The organism is Azospirillum aestuarii (assembly GCF_016632405.1).
GTDB classification, from domain to species: domain Bacteria; phylum Pseudomonadota; class Alphaproteobacteria; order Azospirillales; family Azospirillaceae; genus Azospirillum; species Azospirillum aestuarii.
In genome coordinates this window covers 284,295-301,493 of record NZ_JAEPIV010000004.1, presented here as the reverse complement: position 1 = coordinate 301,493, position 17,199 = coordinate 284,295, and the positions used below count along the sequence as shown (strand labels likewise).

11 protein-coding genes are annotated in these 17,199 nt (G+C 68.8%); 3 read left to right on the top strand and 8 right to left on the bottom strand.

The features are described from left to right. Nucleotides 1–6,116, bottom strand: a 6,116-nt coding sequence (locus JJL56_RS12385; RefSeq protein WP_200485272.1) for a DUF4347 domain-containing protein, incomplete at its 3' end; no start/stop codon positions are given. 411 nt (nt 6,117–6,527) lie between these two features. Next, nucleotides 6,528–7,097 (bottom strand): GNAT family N-acetyltransferase, encoded by a 570-nt coding sequence (locus tag JJL56_RS12380; RefSeq protein ID WP_145624242.1) that lies wholly within the window; start codon nt 7,095–7,097, stop codon nt 6,528–6,530. Between the two features lie 420 nt (nt 7,098–7,517). Between JJL56_RS12380 and JJL56_RS12375 the strand changes: the two genes are divergently transcribed. The 3 genes from JJL56_RS12375 (at nt 7,518) to JJL56_RS12365 (ending at nt 9,381) form a co-directional block, all read left to right on the top strand. Then, nucleotides 7,518–8,186 (top strand): phage tail protein, encoded by a 669-nt coding sequence (locus JJL56_RS12375; RefSeq protein WP_200485271.1) that lies wholly within the window; start codon nt 7,518–7,520, stop codon nt 8,184–8,186. Nucleotides 8,187–8,297: 111 nt separating this feature from the next. Next, nucleotides 8,298–8,618 (top strand): DUF6916 family protein, encoded by a 321-nt coding sequence (locus JJL56_RS12370; protein ID WP_145624246.1) that lies wholly within the window; start codon nt 8,298–8,300, stop codon nt 8,616–8,618. A gap of 79 nt (nt 8,619–8,697) precedes the next feature. Then, nucleotides 8,698–9,381 (top strand): phage tail protein, encoded by a 684-nt coding sequence (locus JJL56_RS12365; RefSeq protein ID WP_200485270.1) that lies wholly within the window; start codon nt 8,698–8,700, stop codon nt 9,379–9,381. Here the strand turns inward: JJL56_RS12365 and JJL56_RS12360 are convergent. From JJL56_RS12360 to JJL56_RS12335, 6 genes are read right to left on the bottom strand one after another with little or no spacing between them, the layout of a single operon-like run. Then, nucleotides 9,350–11,161: an alpha/beta hydrolase gene (locus tag JJL56_RS12360; RefSeq protein WP_200485269.1), complete on the bottom strand. Its 1,812-nt coding sequence runs from the start codon at nt 11,159–11,161 to the stop codon at nt 9,350–9,352. The two genes, JJL56_RS12365 and JJL56_RS12360, sit on opposite strands and share 32 nt — an antisense overlap. After that, nucleotides 11,158–13,599: a glycoside hydrolase family 2 protein gene (locus tag JJL56_RS12355; RefSeq protein ID WP_200485268.1), complete on the bottom strand. Its 2,442-nt coding sequence runs from the start codon at nt 13,597–13,599 to the stop codon at nt 11,158–11,160. The genes JJL56_RS12360 and JJL56_RS12355 overlap by 4 nt, the downstream gene beginning before the upstream one ends. Nucleotides 13,600–13,605: 6 nt before the next feature. Continuing rightward, entirely contained in the window at nt 13,606–14,508 is a 903-nt protein-coding gene (locus JJL56_RS12350) for a DUF1839 family protein (protein WP_200485267.1), read from the bottom strand. A gap of 20 nt (nt 14,509–14,528) precedes the next feature. Then, on the bottom strand, nt 14,529–15,467 hold the full coding sequence (locus tag JJL56_RS12345) for an amino acid--[acyl-carrier-protein] ligase (protein ID WP_247891048.1): 939 nt from the start codon (nt 15,465–15,467) through the stop codon (nt 14,529–14,531). Nucleotides 15,468–15,493: 26 nt separating this feature from the next. Next, the gene (locus tag JJL56_RS12340; RefSeq protein WP_247891047.1) at nt 15,494–16,660 is read right to left on the bottom strand and encodes an acyl-CoA dehydrogenase family protein; all 1,167 of its coding nucleotides are present in this window, start codon (nt 16,658–16,660) and stop codon (nt 15,494–15,496) included. 29 nt (nt 16,661–16,689) lie between these two features. Further along, nucleotides 16,690–17,019: an acyl carrier protein gene (locus tag JJL56_RS12335; RefSeq protein ID WP_200485265.1), complete on the bottom strand. Its 330-nt coding sequence runs from the start codon at nt 17,017–17,019 to the stop codon at nt 16,690–16,692. Between the last annotated feature and the right edge of the window lie 180 nt (nt 17,020–17,199).

The following is a 17,199-nucleotide window of genomic DNA, read 5'->3' as shown; positions in this document are numbered from 1 at the left end:
ACGCTCGGCACCGCGCTGTTCACCGGCGCGCTGTTGGTGATCGCCGTGTAGGTCGAGGTCGCCGTCTGCGTGCCGCCGCGGCCGTCGTTGGCCGTCACCACCACCCGCAAGTATTTGTGGGCGTCCGACGTGGTCAGCGTGTGGCTGGAGCTGGTCGCCCCGCTGATCGACGCGGCGTTGGTGCCGTTGCTGTCGTCGGCCCGGTACCACTGGTAGCTGAAGCTCCGCCCGTCGCCGTCGGCGTCGCTCCAGGTGCCGTTGGTCGTCGACAGCGCGTTGCCCACCGTCGCCGTGCCGCTCACGCTCGGCACCGCGCTGTTCACCGGGGCGCTGTTGGTGATCGCCGTGTAGGTCGAGGTCGCCGTCTGCGTGCCGCCGCGGCCGTCGTTGGCGGTCACCACGACGCGCAGGTACTTGTGGGCGTCGGAGGTCGTCAGCGTGTGGCTGGAGCTGGTCGCCCCGCTGATCGACGCGGCGTTGGTCCCGTTGCTGTCGTCCGCCCGGTACCACTGGTAGCTGAAGCTCCGCCCGTCGCCATCGGCGTCGCTCCAGGTGCCGTTGGTCGTCGACAGCGCGTTGCCCACCGTCGCCGTGCCCGTCACGCTCGGCACCGCGCTGTTCACCGGCAGGCTGTTGGTGATCGCCGTGTAAGCGGAATAGGCGGTCGTCGTGTTGGAGTTGCCGTCGTTGGCGATCACCGCCACGCGCAGGTACTTGTGCGCGTCGGACGTCGTCAGCGTGTAGCTGGCGCTCGTCGCCCCGCTGATCGACGCGGCGTTGGTGCCGTTGCTGTCGTCGGCACGGTACCATTGATAGGTGTAGCTCAGCGAGTCGCCGTCGGGATCGCTCCAGGTGCCGTTCACCCTGGTCAGCACGTTGCCCACCGTCGCCGTGCCCGTCACCGTCGGAACCACGCTGTTCACCGGCGCGCCATTGCCCGCCGCCGCAACCTGCGACGAGTAAACCGACGTGGCCGACTGCGTGCCGCCCTTCCCATCGTCGGCCGTCACCACCACACGCAGGTACTTGTTCAGATCACCCGCCGCCAGCGTGTAGCTGGAGCTGGTCGCCCCGCTGATCGAAGCGGCGTTGGTCCCGTTGCTGTCGTCGGCCCGGTACCACTGGTAGCTGAACGTCCGGTTGTCGCTGTCGGCGTCGCTCCAGGTGCCATCCGTCGTAGTCAGGGCGTTGCCCACCGTCGCCGTGCCGGTCACGCTCGGCACCGCGCTGTTCACTGGCGCGCTGTTGCTGATCGCGGCGTAGGCGGAGTAAGCGGTCGTTGTGTTGGAGTTGCCGTCGTTCGCGATCACCGCCACGCGCAGATACTTGTGGGCGTCGGACGTCGTCAGCGTGTAGCTGGAGCTGGTCGCTCCGCTGATCGAGGCGGCGTTGGTCCCGTTGCTGTCGTCCGCCCGGTACCACTGATAGGTGTAACCCAGCGGGTCGCCGTCCGGATCGCTCCAACTGCCGGTCGCCCCGGTCAGCGCGCTGCCGACCTTCGCCGTGCCCGACACCGAGGGAATGACGCTGTTCACCGGCGCGCCGTTGGAAGATCCACCCGTCGTCGAGACGGTGACCTTGACCGGCGCACTCATAAGATTCCCGGCGCTGTCCTTCGCCACAACATAAAGGTCGTAGTCGGTGCCGGCGGTCAGCCCGCTGATCGATCCGCTGCCGTCAAACGGCGACGACGACGCGCTGAGGCTGCCGGACTTCAGCGCCCCTCCGCCGCCGGAAGCCGTGCCCGCCTCCACCTCGGCGGCGGTCGGGGCGGTCGCGTTGCGGGGGACCAGGACATAGTAAATCGTCCCCGCCTCGTTGAGGCTGGCGGACAGGGTGAAGCCGGTGTTGGTGATGCTGGACGTGGCGGCGGCGACGTCGAAGGTCGGCGCCACTTGGTCCGCCGTGTGGGTGCTGCCGGTGAAGCCCGCAGCGATGTCGTTGTTCGCCGTGTCCTTGATGCCGGTGCCGGTGCTCTTCAAGTTCAGCCCCAGCGTTCCGGCTCCGGAGATGCCGGTGACCGAAACCGTGTAGACGCCGGCCGACACCTGGGTGACGGTGCCGATCGTGCCGGAGGCGGTCCCGGTCGTCGCCAGCGTGAAGTCGGAGGCATCCACGCCGGACACATCTTCGCTGAAGGTCACGGTGTAGGTGATCGAGGATGCGTTGGCCGCCGGGGTTCCGGACACCGCGATGCTGCTGACCGTCGGAGCCGTGGTGTCGCCTGCTGCCACGGAGACCCCAACGAAACCAGGCAAGGAGGTGTTGCCGGTGTCGTCGGTGACGGTGAAGCTGACCAGCCGAGAGCTGTTGGCGGTGCTTGTCGTGGCGTAGGTGATGTTGGCCATCAGCGCGCTGACCGCCGCCGCGTCGGCGTTGGCGTTGAACGTGATGATCAGATCGGCGCCGTTGCCGCCCGCCACCGTTCCGATGATCGTTCCGCCGTAGGTGACGTTGCTGCCGCTCACGCCGATCTGACCGGCGCCGGTGCCCTGATTGCGGATGCCCAGCACGTCGTTGGCTGTCACGCCGTCGACCGCCACCGTCAGGTTGCCGCCGTTGAAGGTGGTGCTGTCGGTGTCGGCGACCGCCGCAGCCGTCCCCTGGTCGATCACCTGGGCGCCCGACCCGGCCGTGTAGGACAGGGTCTCGCTCGGCTGGACCGACATGACGATGTCGAAGACCAGCTTGTCTCCGACCGCAACCTCATTGCCGGTCGGCGCGAAGGTGCCCGGCATGTAGAACGAGAAGACCTTGCCGTTGACGCTGCCGACGATCTGGCTTTCGTTCGCGAAGTTCGCGCTGGATGACGTCAGATTCTTGGTCACCTGCGTGAAGGAACCGAGGCTGCCGTTGGGCCCGTTCTCGAAGGTGAAGCTGAAGGTGAAGTTACCGCCTTGCGTGTTGAAGCCATTCGGCGGAACCACGAGGGTGATGCGGGCCGCCGTACCGCTCAGGAACTCCACATCCATATCGAAGCTGGCATAGGCTTGGTAATCGACGCTCCCAGGCACGCCCACCGGCACCGCGGTCGCGGAGTCGTTGGCGCCACCGGTGAAATCGTCCCCGTTCGTGACGTACATCTTCAGGTCGATGATGCTCAGGCCGCTGACGACCGGAGCGGCGGAGGCCTCGTTCACGTCGGTGACCGTCACCGAAATCGTCTGGTCGGTGGTGTTGCCGTTGGCGTCCGTGGCCCGTACGACGACGACGTAGACGTTGTTGCCGTCCGAATCCGTTGGCGATTCGTAATTCGGTGTGCTGGCGAAGGTCAGCGCCGCGCCGGACAACGAGAAGCTCGCCTGATCGGCGCCGCCGACCAGGCTGTAGGTGACCGGGCCGTTGTTGTCCGTCGCGGCCAGCGTGACGACCGCCGTCGTGTTCTCCGGAACCGAAGGCGTGGCGGAGGACGTGAAAACCGGCGCGTCCCGGTCCACCGTGTGGGTGCTGCCGGTGAAGCCCGCAGCGATGTCGTTGTTCGCCGTGTCCTTGATGCCGGTGCCGCTGCCCTTGAGGTTCAGCCCCAGCGTGCCGGTGCCGGAGATGCCGGTCACCGAAACCGTGTAGACGCCGGCCGACACCTGGGTGACGGTCCCGATCGTGCCGGAGGCGGTCCCGGTCGTCGCCAACGTGAAGTCGGCGGCGTCCACGCCGGACACGTCTTCGCTGAAGGTCACGGTGTAGGTGACCGACGACGCGGTGGCCACCGGGCTCCCAGACACCGCGATGCTGGAGACGGTCGGCGGCGTGGTGTCGACAACGGTGCCGAGGGTGATGGTGCTGGTCCGCGCGGTGCTGGTCGTTTCGCCGTCGTTGACGGTGACCGTGGCGGTGCGCGCGCCCGCGGTGAAGCTGCCGGCGGAGTTCTTGTACTGGATCAGACGGATCACAGCCTGATAGTTCGCCACGGGCGCCGCACCGCTCAGGGTGATCGTGGCGCCGTCGTTGGCGAGCACCGCGATGCCGTAGGTCTTGGCGGTGCTGATATCCGCCGTGGAGAGGGTCAGCGTTTCGTTTCCGGTATCGACCACACCGCTCAAGGCGACGGTGGCGCCGAGCAGACGGGTGTCGCTGTCGGACTGCGCCACGGTGGCGCTGGGCGCGATGAGCACGCCGGAACTGGGAGTCCCGCTGCTGACGGACTCGTCGCTTCCACCTCCCGCCCCGTTCAGGTCGACCGACGGCTCGCCCCCGTTCCAATGCACTTCATAGGCGCCGAGGTCGAGCAAACCGTCGCGGATGCGGTCGATGCCGCGGATGTCGTAGCTGCCGCCGTAGCGGTTCGCGTTGCTGCTGTCGCCGGCGTTGATGAAGGTCGTCGCGGTCGATGCCGGACGATAGTCGCGCAGGCTCTTAGTGGCGTTGGTGGAGTCGACGAAGATCGCGTTGCCGGTTATGGCGCCCTGATAATTGTTGCCTTGGTTCAGGGTGACGCTGCCAGAGTTGTAAATGATGGCGTTCGGATCGGCAAAACTCGTCCCGGCAAGGTTGCCGGAGTTCCCCGCGATGATCGTGTTGTAAACGTTCAGCGTCCCCGTGCCCGCCGATCCACCGGAATAGACCCCGATGCCCGCCGTCTTGACGCTGGAGGCGCCGCCATCATTGTTGATGTAGCTGTTGTTGACAATGGTGACGTTGCGTATGTTTACCGTGAAGGCAGCCGTGTTGTGGTATTGCACAATGGTGGAGCCCGGATAGAGAGCCGAACTCGAGCCCATGTTCATGACGTAGCTGTTGTCTGCAAACAGACTGTTCTCGATCGTCAGCGTTCCGGTCACCTGCGCTCGAACGACCGCGAAGCCCGCCGTACCGGTCACCACACCGGTGTTGTCACGAAAAACCGAGTTCCTGATCGTCAGGGATGTGGCCGCGGTGGTCGTGGCGATGGGGTTGTTCAGGTTGTTCCTGAAGGTCACGCCATCCACTTCGAGCGACCCGTTCTGCAGCGTCAGCGCGCCCTGCAGGGCGGATGCCGAATAAAAGCGCTCCATGATGACGTTCTTGACCGTCATCGTCTTGCCGGACGCATTGAAGAGGATGCCCCGGTAGTCCGCCGACGTGGAAGCGTCGTCGCCGTTATCGCCGGAGATCGTGATGTCGGCGATACCGTCGCCGTTCACGTCGCCGTTGATCGTGAAGTTCTGAGCCGACGCCGTCAGGATGGTTGTCGTGACGCCCAGGGAAATCTCGCTGGACGTCAGCGCCGAGTCGAACTCGATCACGTCCCCGGCGGCCGCGTTCACGATCGCGTGGTTCAACGATCCCGCCGCTGTCCCGGTCGCCGAAGTGACGACAACGGTTCCCAGCCGGCCGCTAAAGGTCTCCATGGACGCGCGCGCGAAGGGAACCGCCGCCTCGATGGCCCCGCTTTGCACTTCCAGCGTCCAGTTCTGGCCGGCGGCGTTGCCGGTCTCGTCGCTGGACACCGCCACGTCGGCTCCGGTGAGCCGATGGATCGTCTGAACGAACTCCTGCCCCGCCTGTCCGGCACCGACGTTGCAGGCGTAGAAAAGAATGTCGCCGCCGGGCTTCAGCGCGGCGCCGATCGCCTGGAGATCCTGCGCGCGATTCGCCAACCCGTCCGCCCAATAGGCGCGGCCGGCGATGTAGAGATGGCCTTCGTTGCCGTGGCTGACGACCTGGACGGAATCCAGGCCGGACATCCCGGAAAGCGCCTTGGCCATCTGGCCGAGCGCCTCCTGCTGGGAGTCGAGCAGGATAACCTTGGCGTCGGGTGCGATGTCCTTGAGCAGCGTCTGGTAGTCGGAGACGCTGGTGTCGACGAACACCACCGAGCGGACCGATCCCTGGATTTCGGCGAGCCGCGCCGTCACCGCCGCAGGTTCGGTGGGTGATGGAGTGGAGGCGGCCGGAACGGTCGACTCCTTGATCGCCCAATCGGCCAGCTTGTCGGGACCGGCGGCCTTGCCGGCTCCCTGATCCCCCGGCACGGGCTGATCGGGTTGCTGATGGACCTCGGCGGCCGTGATGGCGCCCGCCGCATCGAACATGAAGCGCGGTTCGAGAGCCATCGCGAACATCGATGAGGACGGCTTGCGCGCTATGCCGGAACGCCCGTTCACGCCGTTGCCGTTCGAACCACGCCTGCGCGTCATCGCCAGTCTCCCGCCATACGCAACACCGCCCGACCCTACGCCGAAAGCGGTCACCTAAAAGTGAATAGCCGGCGGGAGCGTACCACCTTTTCACAATCATTGACAGCGCATCAGTCTATTCAGACGACAAAAGAGGTGCCTGAATTGCGTTGATTCGCGTCACGGAAGAGAATGGCATGTCATAACTCGACGCATTTGTTTCTGCACGTCGCGTTGCATTTCATCGCTGAAACGAATGCATATGCTGGTGTGCTTTTCACGCCGAGCTTTCGCTGCCGGCATGTGCGGTGCGGTGTAGACGAACATTCGCGTGCAAAAGACCGCGCACCGATGTCACAAGCCCGGCTGAGCGTGCCGGACCACGATTCGGAAGAGGCGGTCCGGGCGGCCGAGTCAACCGAGGGTTCACAGTCAGGATGCGCCGCCCTGTTGCATCTGGGCCGGCAGAATTTGTGGCGGCAAGTGCTGGATTCCCGGATGACCGGGCGGCAGCCAGATCAATTCCAGCGACGGCGACGTCTTTGCCAGAAGATCGAAGCCCAGGCGGTGGTAGAACCAGTGAACGCGTGTGTCCACCTCGGCCACCGACAAGGTGATCGGAATGCGCATCTGCGCCGCGGTCCCCTGGAAGCTGCGCAGCAGATCGGTGCCGATGCCCTTGCCGCGGGCCAGACGATGGATCTCCACCTCCGACACGCGCCAGTCATAGCGCCCCAGATCCATGATGATCCGCCCCACGGGCTGGCCCGTCTTCTCGATGACGAAATCCAGATGTTCCGGATACCGGCTCTCCTGCCCCAGCCGCCGCGCGCCGTACTGCTGTTCGTAGAGCGTCCGGATGAAGTCGCGGTCGTGGTGCGCCTTGGCCAGCCAGGGGCGCGCATCCATGAACAGACCCATCAGGAAGTCGTCGTCCGATGGGCGGGGGAAGCGCACCGTCAACCCGCCGAGCAGCGGCAGCGACCCATTCAGAACGGCCATCGGTCACACCCCTTCCGGTAGCACAAGCGTGCGCCTTGAATAGCCGAAGATGCGGGCATGACGCAAGAATCGCCGCTGCGGACCATCACGGCGGCGGGTGCCGTTCGAGTCGTCCGCCTCGGCGTCGGACCGGTGCGGAGCGACCGTAACCGAGGACGACCCAACGCCGCTGGCGACCGATCGGACGCATCGCCCACGATCCGACGGCGGCCAAACACATACGAGAATATGCAACCACGGGGTTACAATGCAAAGATAACGATCGGAAAAAGTAACTTTTTGTATCGTCTATTGCCCAAGACCTAGCCGTTCAGGAGAATATGTCGGTATGCTTTCTATCACATTCGGCGGCGCGGCGCGTCCTTAGGGGGCGCTGGCCAAAGGCCGCCGCAACCGGTTTCATACACAGGAGGTTTCGCCATGGAAGTTTACCTCGGCCTGGTCATCCCATTCGCCGGCGCTTACGCTCCCCAGTTCACCGCCCAGTGTCTGGGGCAGCAGATGCAGGTCAGCCAGAACCAGGCCCTGTTCGCCATCACCGGCGCGATGTACGGCGGCAACGGCACCACCAACTTCAACCTGCCGGATCTGCGCGGCCGCGTCATGATCGGGTCGGGCACCAGCCCCTATCTGAACAACCAGACGATCAACCCGGGGAACAGCGGCGGCGCCGCGAACAACTCCATCACCCTCCAGAACCTGCCCTTGCACACCCACGCCGCGTCCTTCACGCCGTCGGGCAGCAGCAACAACGCGACGGTCACCGCCGCCGCGGCCATCCCCGTGAGCACCAGCGTCGGCTCCAGCGCAACCCCGGCGGGCGGCAACAACTATCTCGGCGCGCTCCAGCTCAGCGATCCCGGCATCGGCATCACCATGGACGGCCCCTACAGCTCCGGCACCGCCCCGAGCGGCTCGGCGCTGATCGGTTCGGCCTCCGGCACCGTCACGATGGGCGGGCTGACGGGGACGGTGAGCGTTTCGGCGGGCGGCGGCGCCTCCAACCCGACGGCGCTGAACAACATGCAGCCCTATCTAGCCCTGACCATGCTGATCGTCACCAGCGGTATTTTCCCGATGCGCGACTGATCCGGGAGCACTCCCCGATCAGTTGAACACCGGATGGACGAATGCGGTGATTTGGCCTCCCATACTCGGAACATCAGCCGTAACTTCAGACCTTTGGACCGGACCTTTGAGATGACCATCGACATCGCCACCATGTCTCACGAGATGTTCGCCCCCCATCTCGGCCAGATGTTCCGTTTCCTGGCCCCGGAAGACGGGTCCGTGATCACGGACGTCGAGTTGACGAAGCTGACGGCGCGTCCGGAATGCACACCGCGCTGGGCGAAGCGCACGTCCTTTTCCGCTCTGTTCGAAACCTACGGGCCCAGCCAGCTGTGGAACGGCTACTTCCAGATCGACCATCCGACGATGGGACCGCTGGGACCGTTCTACATCGTGCGCGTCATTCCGCGCGACCCCGACCGGGGCTGTTTCGAACTGATCCTGAACTGAGTCCGGCCGCCACGCTCCATTCCGCGGCATCACCGCGCACCGTCCGTCCCAGCGCATCGAATCCACCGGAGATTTCGCCATGGAATTCTACCTAGGTACCGTCTTTCCATTCGCCGGCAACTTCGCCCCGGTGAACACGCAGCAATGCCTGGGACAGGCCGTCAACACCGCCCAGTACCAAGCCCTCTGGGCGGTCACGGCCGGAGCCTTCGGCGGCGGGCAGAACGCTCCGACGTTCAACCTGCCCGACCTGCGCGGCCGTCTGATGGTGGGTACGGGGACCAGCCCCTACACCAGTTCCACGATCAACACTGGCAATTCGGGCGGCACGCAGTTCACGACGATCAGCGGCGCCAACCTGCCGGTGCACACCCACGCCGCATCCTTCCAGGGCGGCAGCGCGGGCGGCAGCCTGCCGTTCACCGCGACGGTCACGGTGCCGCTGAACCCGGCCGTCGGCACCAGCAACAGCCCGTCCGCCATCCCTGCGGTGCTGGGCGGGCAGTTCATCGATCCGAGCACCGACGTAACCGTCAACGGGCCCTACATCCCGGCGTCGAGCTTGCCGACACCGCCCACCGGAAGCTCGCTGACCGGCGCGCTCTCCACCCAGGGCACGGTCAGCGGGGGTCCCACGGGCGCCAGCATCGCCGTGAGCGCGGGGGGCGGTGTCGCCGGTCCGGCCCCTTTCAACAACCTGCAGCCTTATCAGTCGCTGTTCTTCTTCATCTTCATGCTGGGCTACTTCCCGTCGCGTGATTGACGCGGAGAGCCCCGGTCCCTTCCGGTGGGCCGGGGCCCTTCCCGCGCACGGTGCCCGTCGCGCCCGTGCCGATGCGGTCCAGCAGGTCATCCAGCAGGTCGGCGAAGCGCTCCCGCGCAGCGCGTTCCATCAGGCTGTGATCGGCCCCGGCGAGTCGCTCCATCAGCAAGCCGCCCATCCGGCGCAGGCGTCCGCCGCCGGCCCCGGCCTGTGACTCCAACTCGCCCAGGGTCACGTCGCCCTCGCTGTGCACCATCAGCGTGCGGACACCGCGGTCGGACAGCGCCTGGAAGGCGTGGAGCACGTCGTCCCGCGCGTAGCCCCGCCCCGTCAGCCCGGCGCGCAGCCGGCCGGCCCCGATGCGCAGGCGACGGGCCGCGCGCTCCGACAGCCCGCGGGCGACGCGCGACGCCTTGCGGTCCTGGCGCAGGATGGCCCGCCACACCGCCGGCTCGGTCAACCGGGTAAGATAGGCGGCGGCCGGCTTCACCGCGCTGCCGATGGCCTCCTCCTGCGTCACCCCGTCCCCCAGAACGAAACGGCCCGGATTGACCAGCGCCAGCCCGACCACGCGCGGGTCGGCCAGCGCCACGTGCAGCGCCACCGCGGCGCCGGCGCACAGCCCCACGGCAACCGCGGCTCCATGCCCCGCCGCCGCCAGGGCGTCCAGCCCGGCCTGCGCGTCCTCCACCATGTCCCGGCAGTAGATCAGCCCGTCGCGGCGCCCCGGCTTCGACGCGCTGTCCCCCAGCCCGCCCAGATCCATGCGCAGGGAGGCGATCCCCCGCGCCGCCAGACGCCGGGCCAGCCGCACCGACATGCGCCCGGTACCGGTGTGCGGCGTGGCGCCGCTGTTCAGAAGCAGAACGGCGGGCCGCTCCGCGGCGGCGGCGGGCTCGCAGAGAATGCCGAACAGACCGGCGCCGGGACCGAAGCGGAGCGGGCGCTCCACCGCACCGGCGAGCCCCAAACGCGGGGTGGAGGCGTCCGCCACCCGCCCCGGTTCGGCGGGTGCCATGCCCTGCGCCAGCCAGGCCGCCACCCGCGCGAAGGCCGGGCAGTCCAGGACCGCGTGCTGGACGCTGGTCATCAGACGCGCGTGATCGGAAAAGGGCGCTTCCTCGACCGCGGCCCCCAACGCGCGGAACCGCTCCGCCAGGGCGGCGGCGCGGCCCTCCGGGCGGTCGAGGATCAGCACGCGCCGCGCCGGGGCCTCCGTCATCCGCGTGAGATCGAGCGCCCGCAGGGCCTCCGCCGTCTCCGGCGTCAGGCGGAAGCCGGCGCTGTCGATCCCCGACGGCCCCACCGCGGGCGGGGCGCCCGCCGGCCGTTCGGCGAGCAGCGCCACCGCCCGCAACTCCTGCAGGAAGGCCCGGCCCGAGGGGAAAGGCGCCAGAAGGGCCAGCGAATCCGCTCCCGCCGCGCGCGCGGCCGCCACGGCGAGCAGGGCTCCCAGCCGCAAGCCGACCAGAGCCACCTCTTCCACCCCCGTGGCGGTGCGCAGATGGTCAACCGCCGCGCGGATGCCGCCAATCCATGAGTCCAGGCGGGCCGGATCGCCCTCCCCGCCGACGCTGTTTCCGGTGCCGGGGTAATCGAAACGCAGAACCGGCAGCCCCGCCGCGGCCAGAGCCTCGGCGAAGCGGCGCCACGCCCGGTGGGTGGCCAGCGCCTCGCCACCGTAAGGCGCACACAGCACGACGCCGCGGCACCCACCCGCCGGGTGCAGCCAGCCGAAGCAGCCTTCGAACAGTACGGGCGTGGACGGATCGGGCGTCATGCGGCCCCCCGGTAGCGCGTCGGGTCCAGGCCGTTCAACGCATGGACCTCGCCATCGGGCACTGCCGCGGCCGAGTGGCGCCGGATCAGCCGGACCCGCCGCTCCATCCCCGGCGGCAGATGAAACCACTCCTCCTCTCCCCGGTATCCGTCGTCCTCGATGTGGACGGAGCGGGCGAGGCGCCGGCTGGACAGGATCATAGCCCACCCCTCCGCCGTCCGCTCCACGCGGGCGTCCAGGCCCACATCCGTACGCTCCATCCGCCCGCCCTGCGGGAAGTAAAAGGCCTCCGCCACCGCGGCGCCGGTGCGCGCGTCGGAGAGCGCCGCCACCACCACGTCGTGGGCGGGCGGGCCGAAACGGTAGGCACCGGTCAGATCGACGAAGCGGTCGGGCAAAGACGCCGCCGGGATGACCTGGGCGCTGCGCGGCGGCAGGGTGACCGTCCGCTCGGCCCGCAGCACCGGCACCGCCCCCCGCCGCAGGGCGGTCAGGGTCAGCACCGCCTCCACCGGCTCCGCCGTCTCGTTCAGCAGATGGATCGCCAGCCCGTTCACCCCCTCGTCGCTCAGCAGGACCTGCACGGGCCGGAAGGCGCAGCGCAGCGCGTGCCACGCCGCCTTCGGCACGCCCGCGGAATCGACCACGCCCCAGCCGGCCCCCGGCCAAACGTCCTGGAACATCCAGACCAACCCGCCCGCGCATGATGAGCCGACCCGCCGCCACTCCGCGAAGACGGCCTCCATGACCTCCCCCGTCACCGCGCGCGACAGCCGCGCGTAGCGGTCGGGGTCCTCGTAGCGCAGAAGCATGGGATCGACGCCGTACAGGCCGCGCAGGTAATGGTCCCGCACATCCTCGAAATCCCACGGGGCGCCGGGGTCGCGCGGCACGCGCGCCTTCCAGCGCGGGTCGTGGACCGCCGGCACGCCGGGCAGCGCTTCGGCTCCCGGCATGTTGGCGAAGGCGAGGCATTCGGAGGCGAAACGGACATTTGCCCGGCGCGCGTCCTCCAGCGGGCGGAGATAGGCCCCGACGCCGTAATAGTGGGTCACGCCCGCATCGGCGGCGAAGGGCAGCGGCCCGCCGGTCGGGGAGTTGGCGACGTACGGCACGTCAGGCCGGCCCCGCTCCGCCTCGTCCCGCAGGACGGTGTCGAACAGCGGCTGGGTCCAGCGCTCGCGCGGCAGGCCGAGCATGGCCGCCTGCTGCTCCGCCTCGCTGCCGCCGCACAGCACGGCCAGCGACGGCGAGGCCTGGACCCGGTCGAGGAACTGCGCCGCCTCCCGCCGGGCGCCGTCGAGGAACGGCTCGTCGGCCGGATAGTCGAAATTGGCGAACATGAAGTCCTGCCAGACGAGTATCCCCATCTCGTCGCACAGGTCGAAGAAGGCGTCGGCCTCGTAGGCGGCGATGCCCGGCACCCGCAGCATGGTCATGCCGGCCTGCCGCGCCAAGTCCAGCCAGGGGGCGTAGGCGTCCCGCGTCCCCGGCAAGGCCACGATGTCCGGGCTGCTCCAGCAGGCGCCGCGGCAGAAGATGCGCTCTCCATTGATGCGCAGGGCGAAGCCGTCGCCGGGCTCCCGCTCGATGCGGCGGAAGCCGGTGCGGCCCAAATCGATGCGCGCGTCGCCCACCACCGCGCGCACGGTGTGGAGCGTCGGGCTGCCGTGGCTGTGCAGCCACCAGGGTGCGACCTCCGGCAGGCGGACGTCGCCGCGCAATTCCCCCGTCCCGGTCCAGCGGAGCGGCGCCCGCGCCTCCCCTACCTCCAGCCATCCCGGCGGAGGAGCGGAGCCGCTCCAGTCCGCCGCCAGAGCCAGGGATAACCGGCCGTCCCGCCCATCCAGCGTGGCGCGCAGAACCGCCGTGTGGACGCGCAGCGGTCCGGTTTCCGTGATGAGTTCCACCGGGCGCCAGGGGCCGACCGCCGGCACGGGCGGGCACCAGCCGGGCATATGCCCCAGCAGCGTCGTCCGCACCGCGCGCAGACCTGCCGGCCCGGCAAGCCGGACGGGCCAGCGCCCCCGTCCCTTCTGCGCCTTCAGAACGGGATTTAGAGCGCGGAAGACGATGCGCAGCGCGTGCGTCCCGCGCAACGTCACCGGAACGTCGTGGCTCTGGAACATGCTGGCGCTGCTCAGGATGCGCTTGCCGTCCAGCCAGACCTCCGCGACCGTGGCGAGGCCATGGAAACGCAGCGTGCAAGGCCCGTCTCCGGTCAGCGTCACCCGGTACCAGACGTCGCGGTCGTGCAGGGGAAGCGGGTCGCCCAAGCGGTAGAGCCCGGCCGCGCGCAACGCCTGCGCGACGGTGCCGGGCACCGGGGCGGGCAGCCAGTCCCCCGCAGGCGTTTCCCCCGGTTCGGTCACGCACAGCTCCCACCCCGCGGACAGGGGCGTCACGCTGCGGCCCGTCACGGCGTGAAGGCGCGCCATCGTCCGTCACCCGTAACGGCGAAGCAGCGCGCCGAGCGCCCGGTCGTAGGCGCGCTCCATCGCCTCCAGCGGTTCCGCGTGATCGCCGAAGCGCCGCCGGTGCACGCCGCGCGCGAGCTGGAACTGAAACGCCTTGGCGGTGGCGGAGAGGGTGGCGCAGGCCTCCGCCGCGTCCGGCGGCGCGCCGATCCAGCGCGCGTACATCCCGAGAAGCTCGAAATTCGCCCCCACCTGCCGCAGCGTGTTGAAGGCGTAGAGGTGGAAATAGTCCATGGGCCGGGCGGCCAGCGTTTCCAAATGCTCGGGCAAGGCGGCGCGGTAGGCGGCGATGGGGTTGTCCACCGGACGGCGGCCCAGATGGCGGGACAACAGCCCGCGGGACGCCTCCATCAGAGCCTCCCCCTCCAAAGCCGGGCCGCTGCGCTTCACGAACTCCACATAGGGGAACAGGGGGGCGGGGGCGAACAGGCCATCGTAATCCTCACCCTCCAGCGTGAAGCGCCCGGCGTTGTGGATGTAGTCGAGCCGCCGCGCGCCCGTGTCGATGCCGAGGATCGCGATGGTCGTCTTGACGCGCTGCGCGCGATACGAGGTTCCCCGCGTGTCGGGCAGGTGATAGCCATCCACCTCCACCAGCACCGGGCGGCCGCGCGCCACCTGCACCGCCGCGTGGGTCTCCACCCGGTCGTAGAGGGCGAGTTCCTGCACCTCCAGCCCATAGAGGCGGCGCAGGTCCTCCGGCGGCACCTTGAAGAAGGTGAACTGGTCGCCTTCGAAATCCTGCGCGACGGTGAAGGCCAGGGCCGCCATCGGCTCCATCCCCAGCGCCCGGAGCAGCCCGAGCCACAGGTCGGTGTAGCAGTTGGTCTCCGCCCAGTCGCGGTCCGGCCTGTCGAGCGGATGCGCCATGCCCGGCCTCCCCTGCCCGCTCAGCCCCACAGGACGGCGCGCACGGCGGCCGGCCACGCTTTCACGTCGAAGCCGTGATGACGGAACAGCGCCAGCGCCACCCGCTCCATCCCGAAGCCGACGCAGGCCGTGTGGGCGACGGCGCCATCCGGCGTTCGCAGGTCCCACAACAGCCCGAAATGGTCCTGGTGGTAGTTGAAGCTGAGGCAGGCGGTGGGCTGTTCCGCCGACGCGATGGGGATCAGCAGTTCGAACTTCAGCCCCTGGTCGCGCTGGCTGGCCGCGAGCATCCGCCCGGCCCGCCCGAAGAAGGGGTCGTTCGCCAGATCGACGTCAACCGGCAGGGAGAGCGATTCCATCAGCGCCCGCCCACGCTCCACCCAGCTCTGCCGGAATTCCATGACCTGCTCCGGCGTGCCGGCGCGCACATACTCGCGCATCCGGAACAGTTGCATGCGCGCCGGGTCCAGCGACGGTTCATGGCGGAAGCAGTAGGAATAGACATCGACCAGCGCGCCGTCGGTGGGCAGCGGCCCGCGCTCCGCGATGGTCGGGTAGACGGGGTAGCAGGCGGCCGGGGTCAGGACGACGTTGGTCGCCATCTGGGCGTCGGTCCACTCCTCCCCCTCCTCCAGCCGGCGCAGCAGGGACTGGTGGGCGCGCTCGTCGCCCTTGAAGGCGTGGACGGTGCCGGCCAGATGCGGAAAGCTCTTCAGATAGCCGCTCTGCTCGAACTGATGGCGGGCCACCCCCGGAGGGAAACGCATCACGTCCGCGCCGTCGTCGCCGCCCCAGGTGGTGATCAGGTCGTTGAAGCGCTCCACGACATCCTCGAAGACGCCGCTGCGGCCGTAGAGCCCGTCAACCCCCGTGGGGATCAGCAGCCCGGCCGCGACCAGCGCATCGCGGAACGCCGCCTGCCCATTCTCCGCCGGTGTACTTCCTGCCCGCATGTCCATCCGCCGCGTTCCGTTCCGAGAAGGCCTCAGCCGAAGAGAGTGCCGTTGTCCCTGTGCGCCAGCAGCAGGTTCGCCGTGTTGCCCAGTATCCGGTCGTTGTTGATCATCAGCGGCGCCGAGTGGGCGTCGCGCAGATGGCGGCACAGGCTGTAGGGGCTGTCGTTGCGGTAGGCGGCCAAGCCGCCGGCCAGCATCGCCTGCCCGACGATCCGCACCACCATCTCCGCCGCTTCCGTCTTCAGCGTGTTCATGGCGACCGTGAAGCCCGGCGCGGTGAGACGGTCGGGATCGTCCGCCGCCTCCTCGAACCGGGCGAGCGCGCCGCGCACCATGCCGCGCATGGTCTGAAGCCCGGCGGTCGCCTCGGCCAGCCGCCGCGCCCCCGGCGGCGGGGTGCCGGGTCGCTTGCGGGCCTCCGCCCGGATGAAGGCGGCGGCCCGCGCCACCGCGTCCGTCGCGATCCCCAGCCAGACGCTGCTCCACAGGATGTGGGTCACCGGCAGCATGGTGCGGGCGGAGATGTCGGCGTAGGGCAGCGGCAGGATCTGCGCCCGGTCGGCCTCCGCCACCAGACGGAAGCCGATGCTGCGGGTGCCCCGCATGCCCAGCGTGTCCCAGCCGCCGATCTCCTCCAACCGCGTCTGCCCGCGCAGCACCGGCACGATGACCTGATCGGAGGGCGGCGAGTCCGCCGTGCGCCGCGCCGTCACCAGGATCGCGTCGGCCTCCGTCCCGTAGGAAATGACCGTCGCCTGCTTTTCCAGCCGGAAGGCCGCGCCCGTCGCGTCGTCGCCCGCACCTTCAACCGCGCAGGCGCTGGAGCGGACGTCGCCGCCGATCCCGGCCTCGGTCGTCGCGGAGGCGAGAAGAAGCTGCTCCCCGGCCAAGCGCTCCAGGAAACCGCGATGCCAGTCGCTGCCCTGCCCATGGCGCACGAGGCAGGCCACCTGGATCTGGTGCATGGCGTAGATCAGCCCGGTGGACGGGCATTGCCGGGCCAGCGCGTGGGCCACCGCCGCCGCATCGGCCAGACCGCCGCCACCGCCGCCGAAATCCCGCGGCACCATCAGGCCGAGCAGCCGCGCCTCCTTCAGGGCGGCGAAGGCTTCGGCGGGAAAGCGCGCCTCGCGGTCCACGCTGTCCGCATGGCGCCCGGCGACGGCCGCGGCATCGGCGGCAACCTCGGCGGCCATCGCGGGCAAGCTGTCCGGTGCCGGCGCCCTCATCCAGCCCCCAACCCGCCCGGCGAGCCGCCCAGCAAACCGGCGACCGCGGAACGGATCGCCGCGATGCTCTCGAAGGTGCGGCGGCGCAGCAGATGTTCCGGGAACTCGACGCCGTAGCGCTCCTCCAGCGCCAGCATCAGATTCACCGACCCGTGGGAGGTCAGTCCGGCGGCGTAGAGATCGTCCTCGTCGGCCAGGCTGGAGGCGTCGGTGGCCAGCCAGCCGCTCTCGGCCAGAAGCGCCCGGATGTCGGCGGCGCTGACCGCCGGGGCATCGCCGCCCCGCGGCGCCGTCCCAGCCGCGATCTGCCAATCCGGTTGGCGCATGCTCATTCCTCCTACCCCCATTCAACCTCTGGCTTTCCCTGTGCCGGGACAACGCCACAAAACCTTAATTGTTCTGCGCCTTCCTCTGCTTTTCCGTATGCCTCGGGTGCTTTTCGGATGCCAAACGCTCCTCTTGCTTAACTCCTGTGGCGATTGCCGTTTCCCCGGACGGCTCTAACT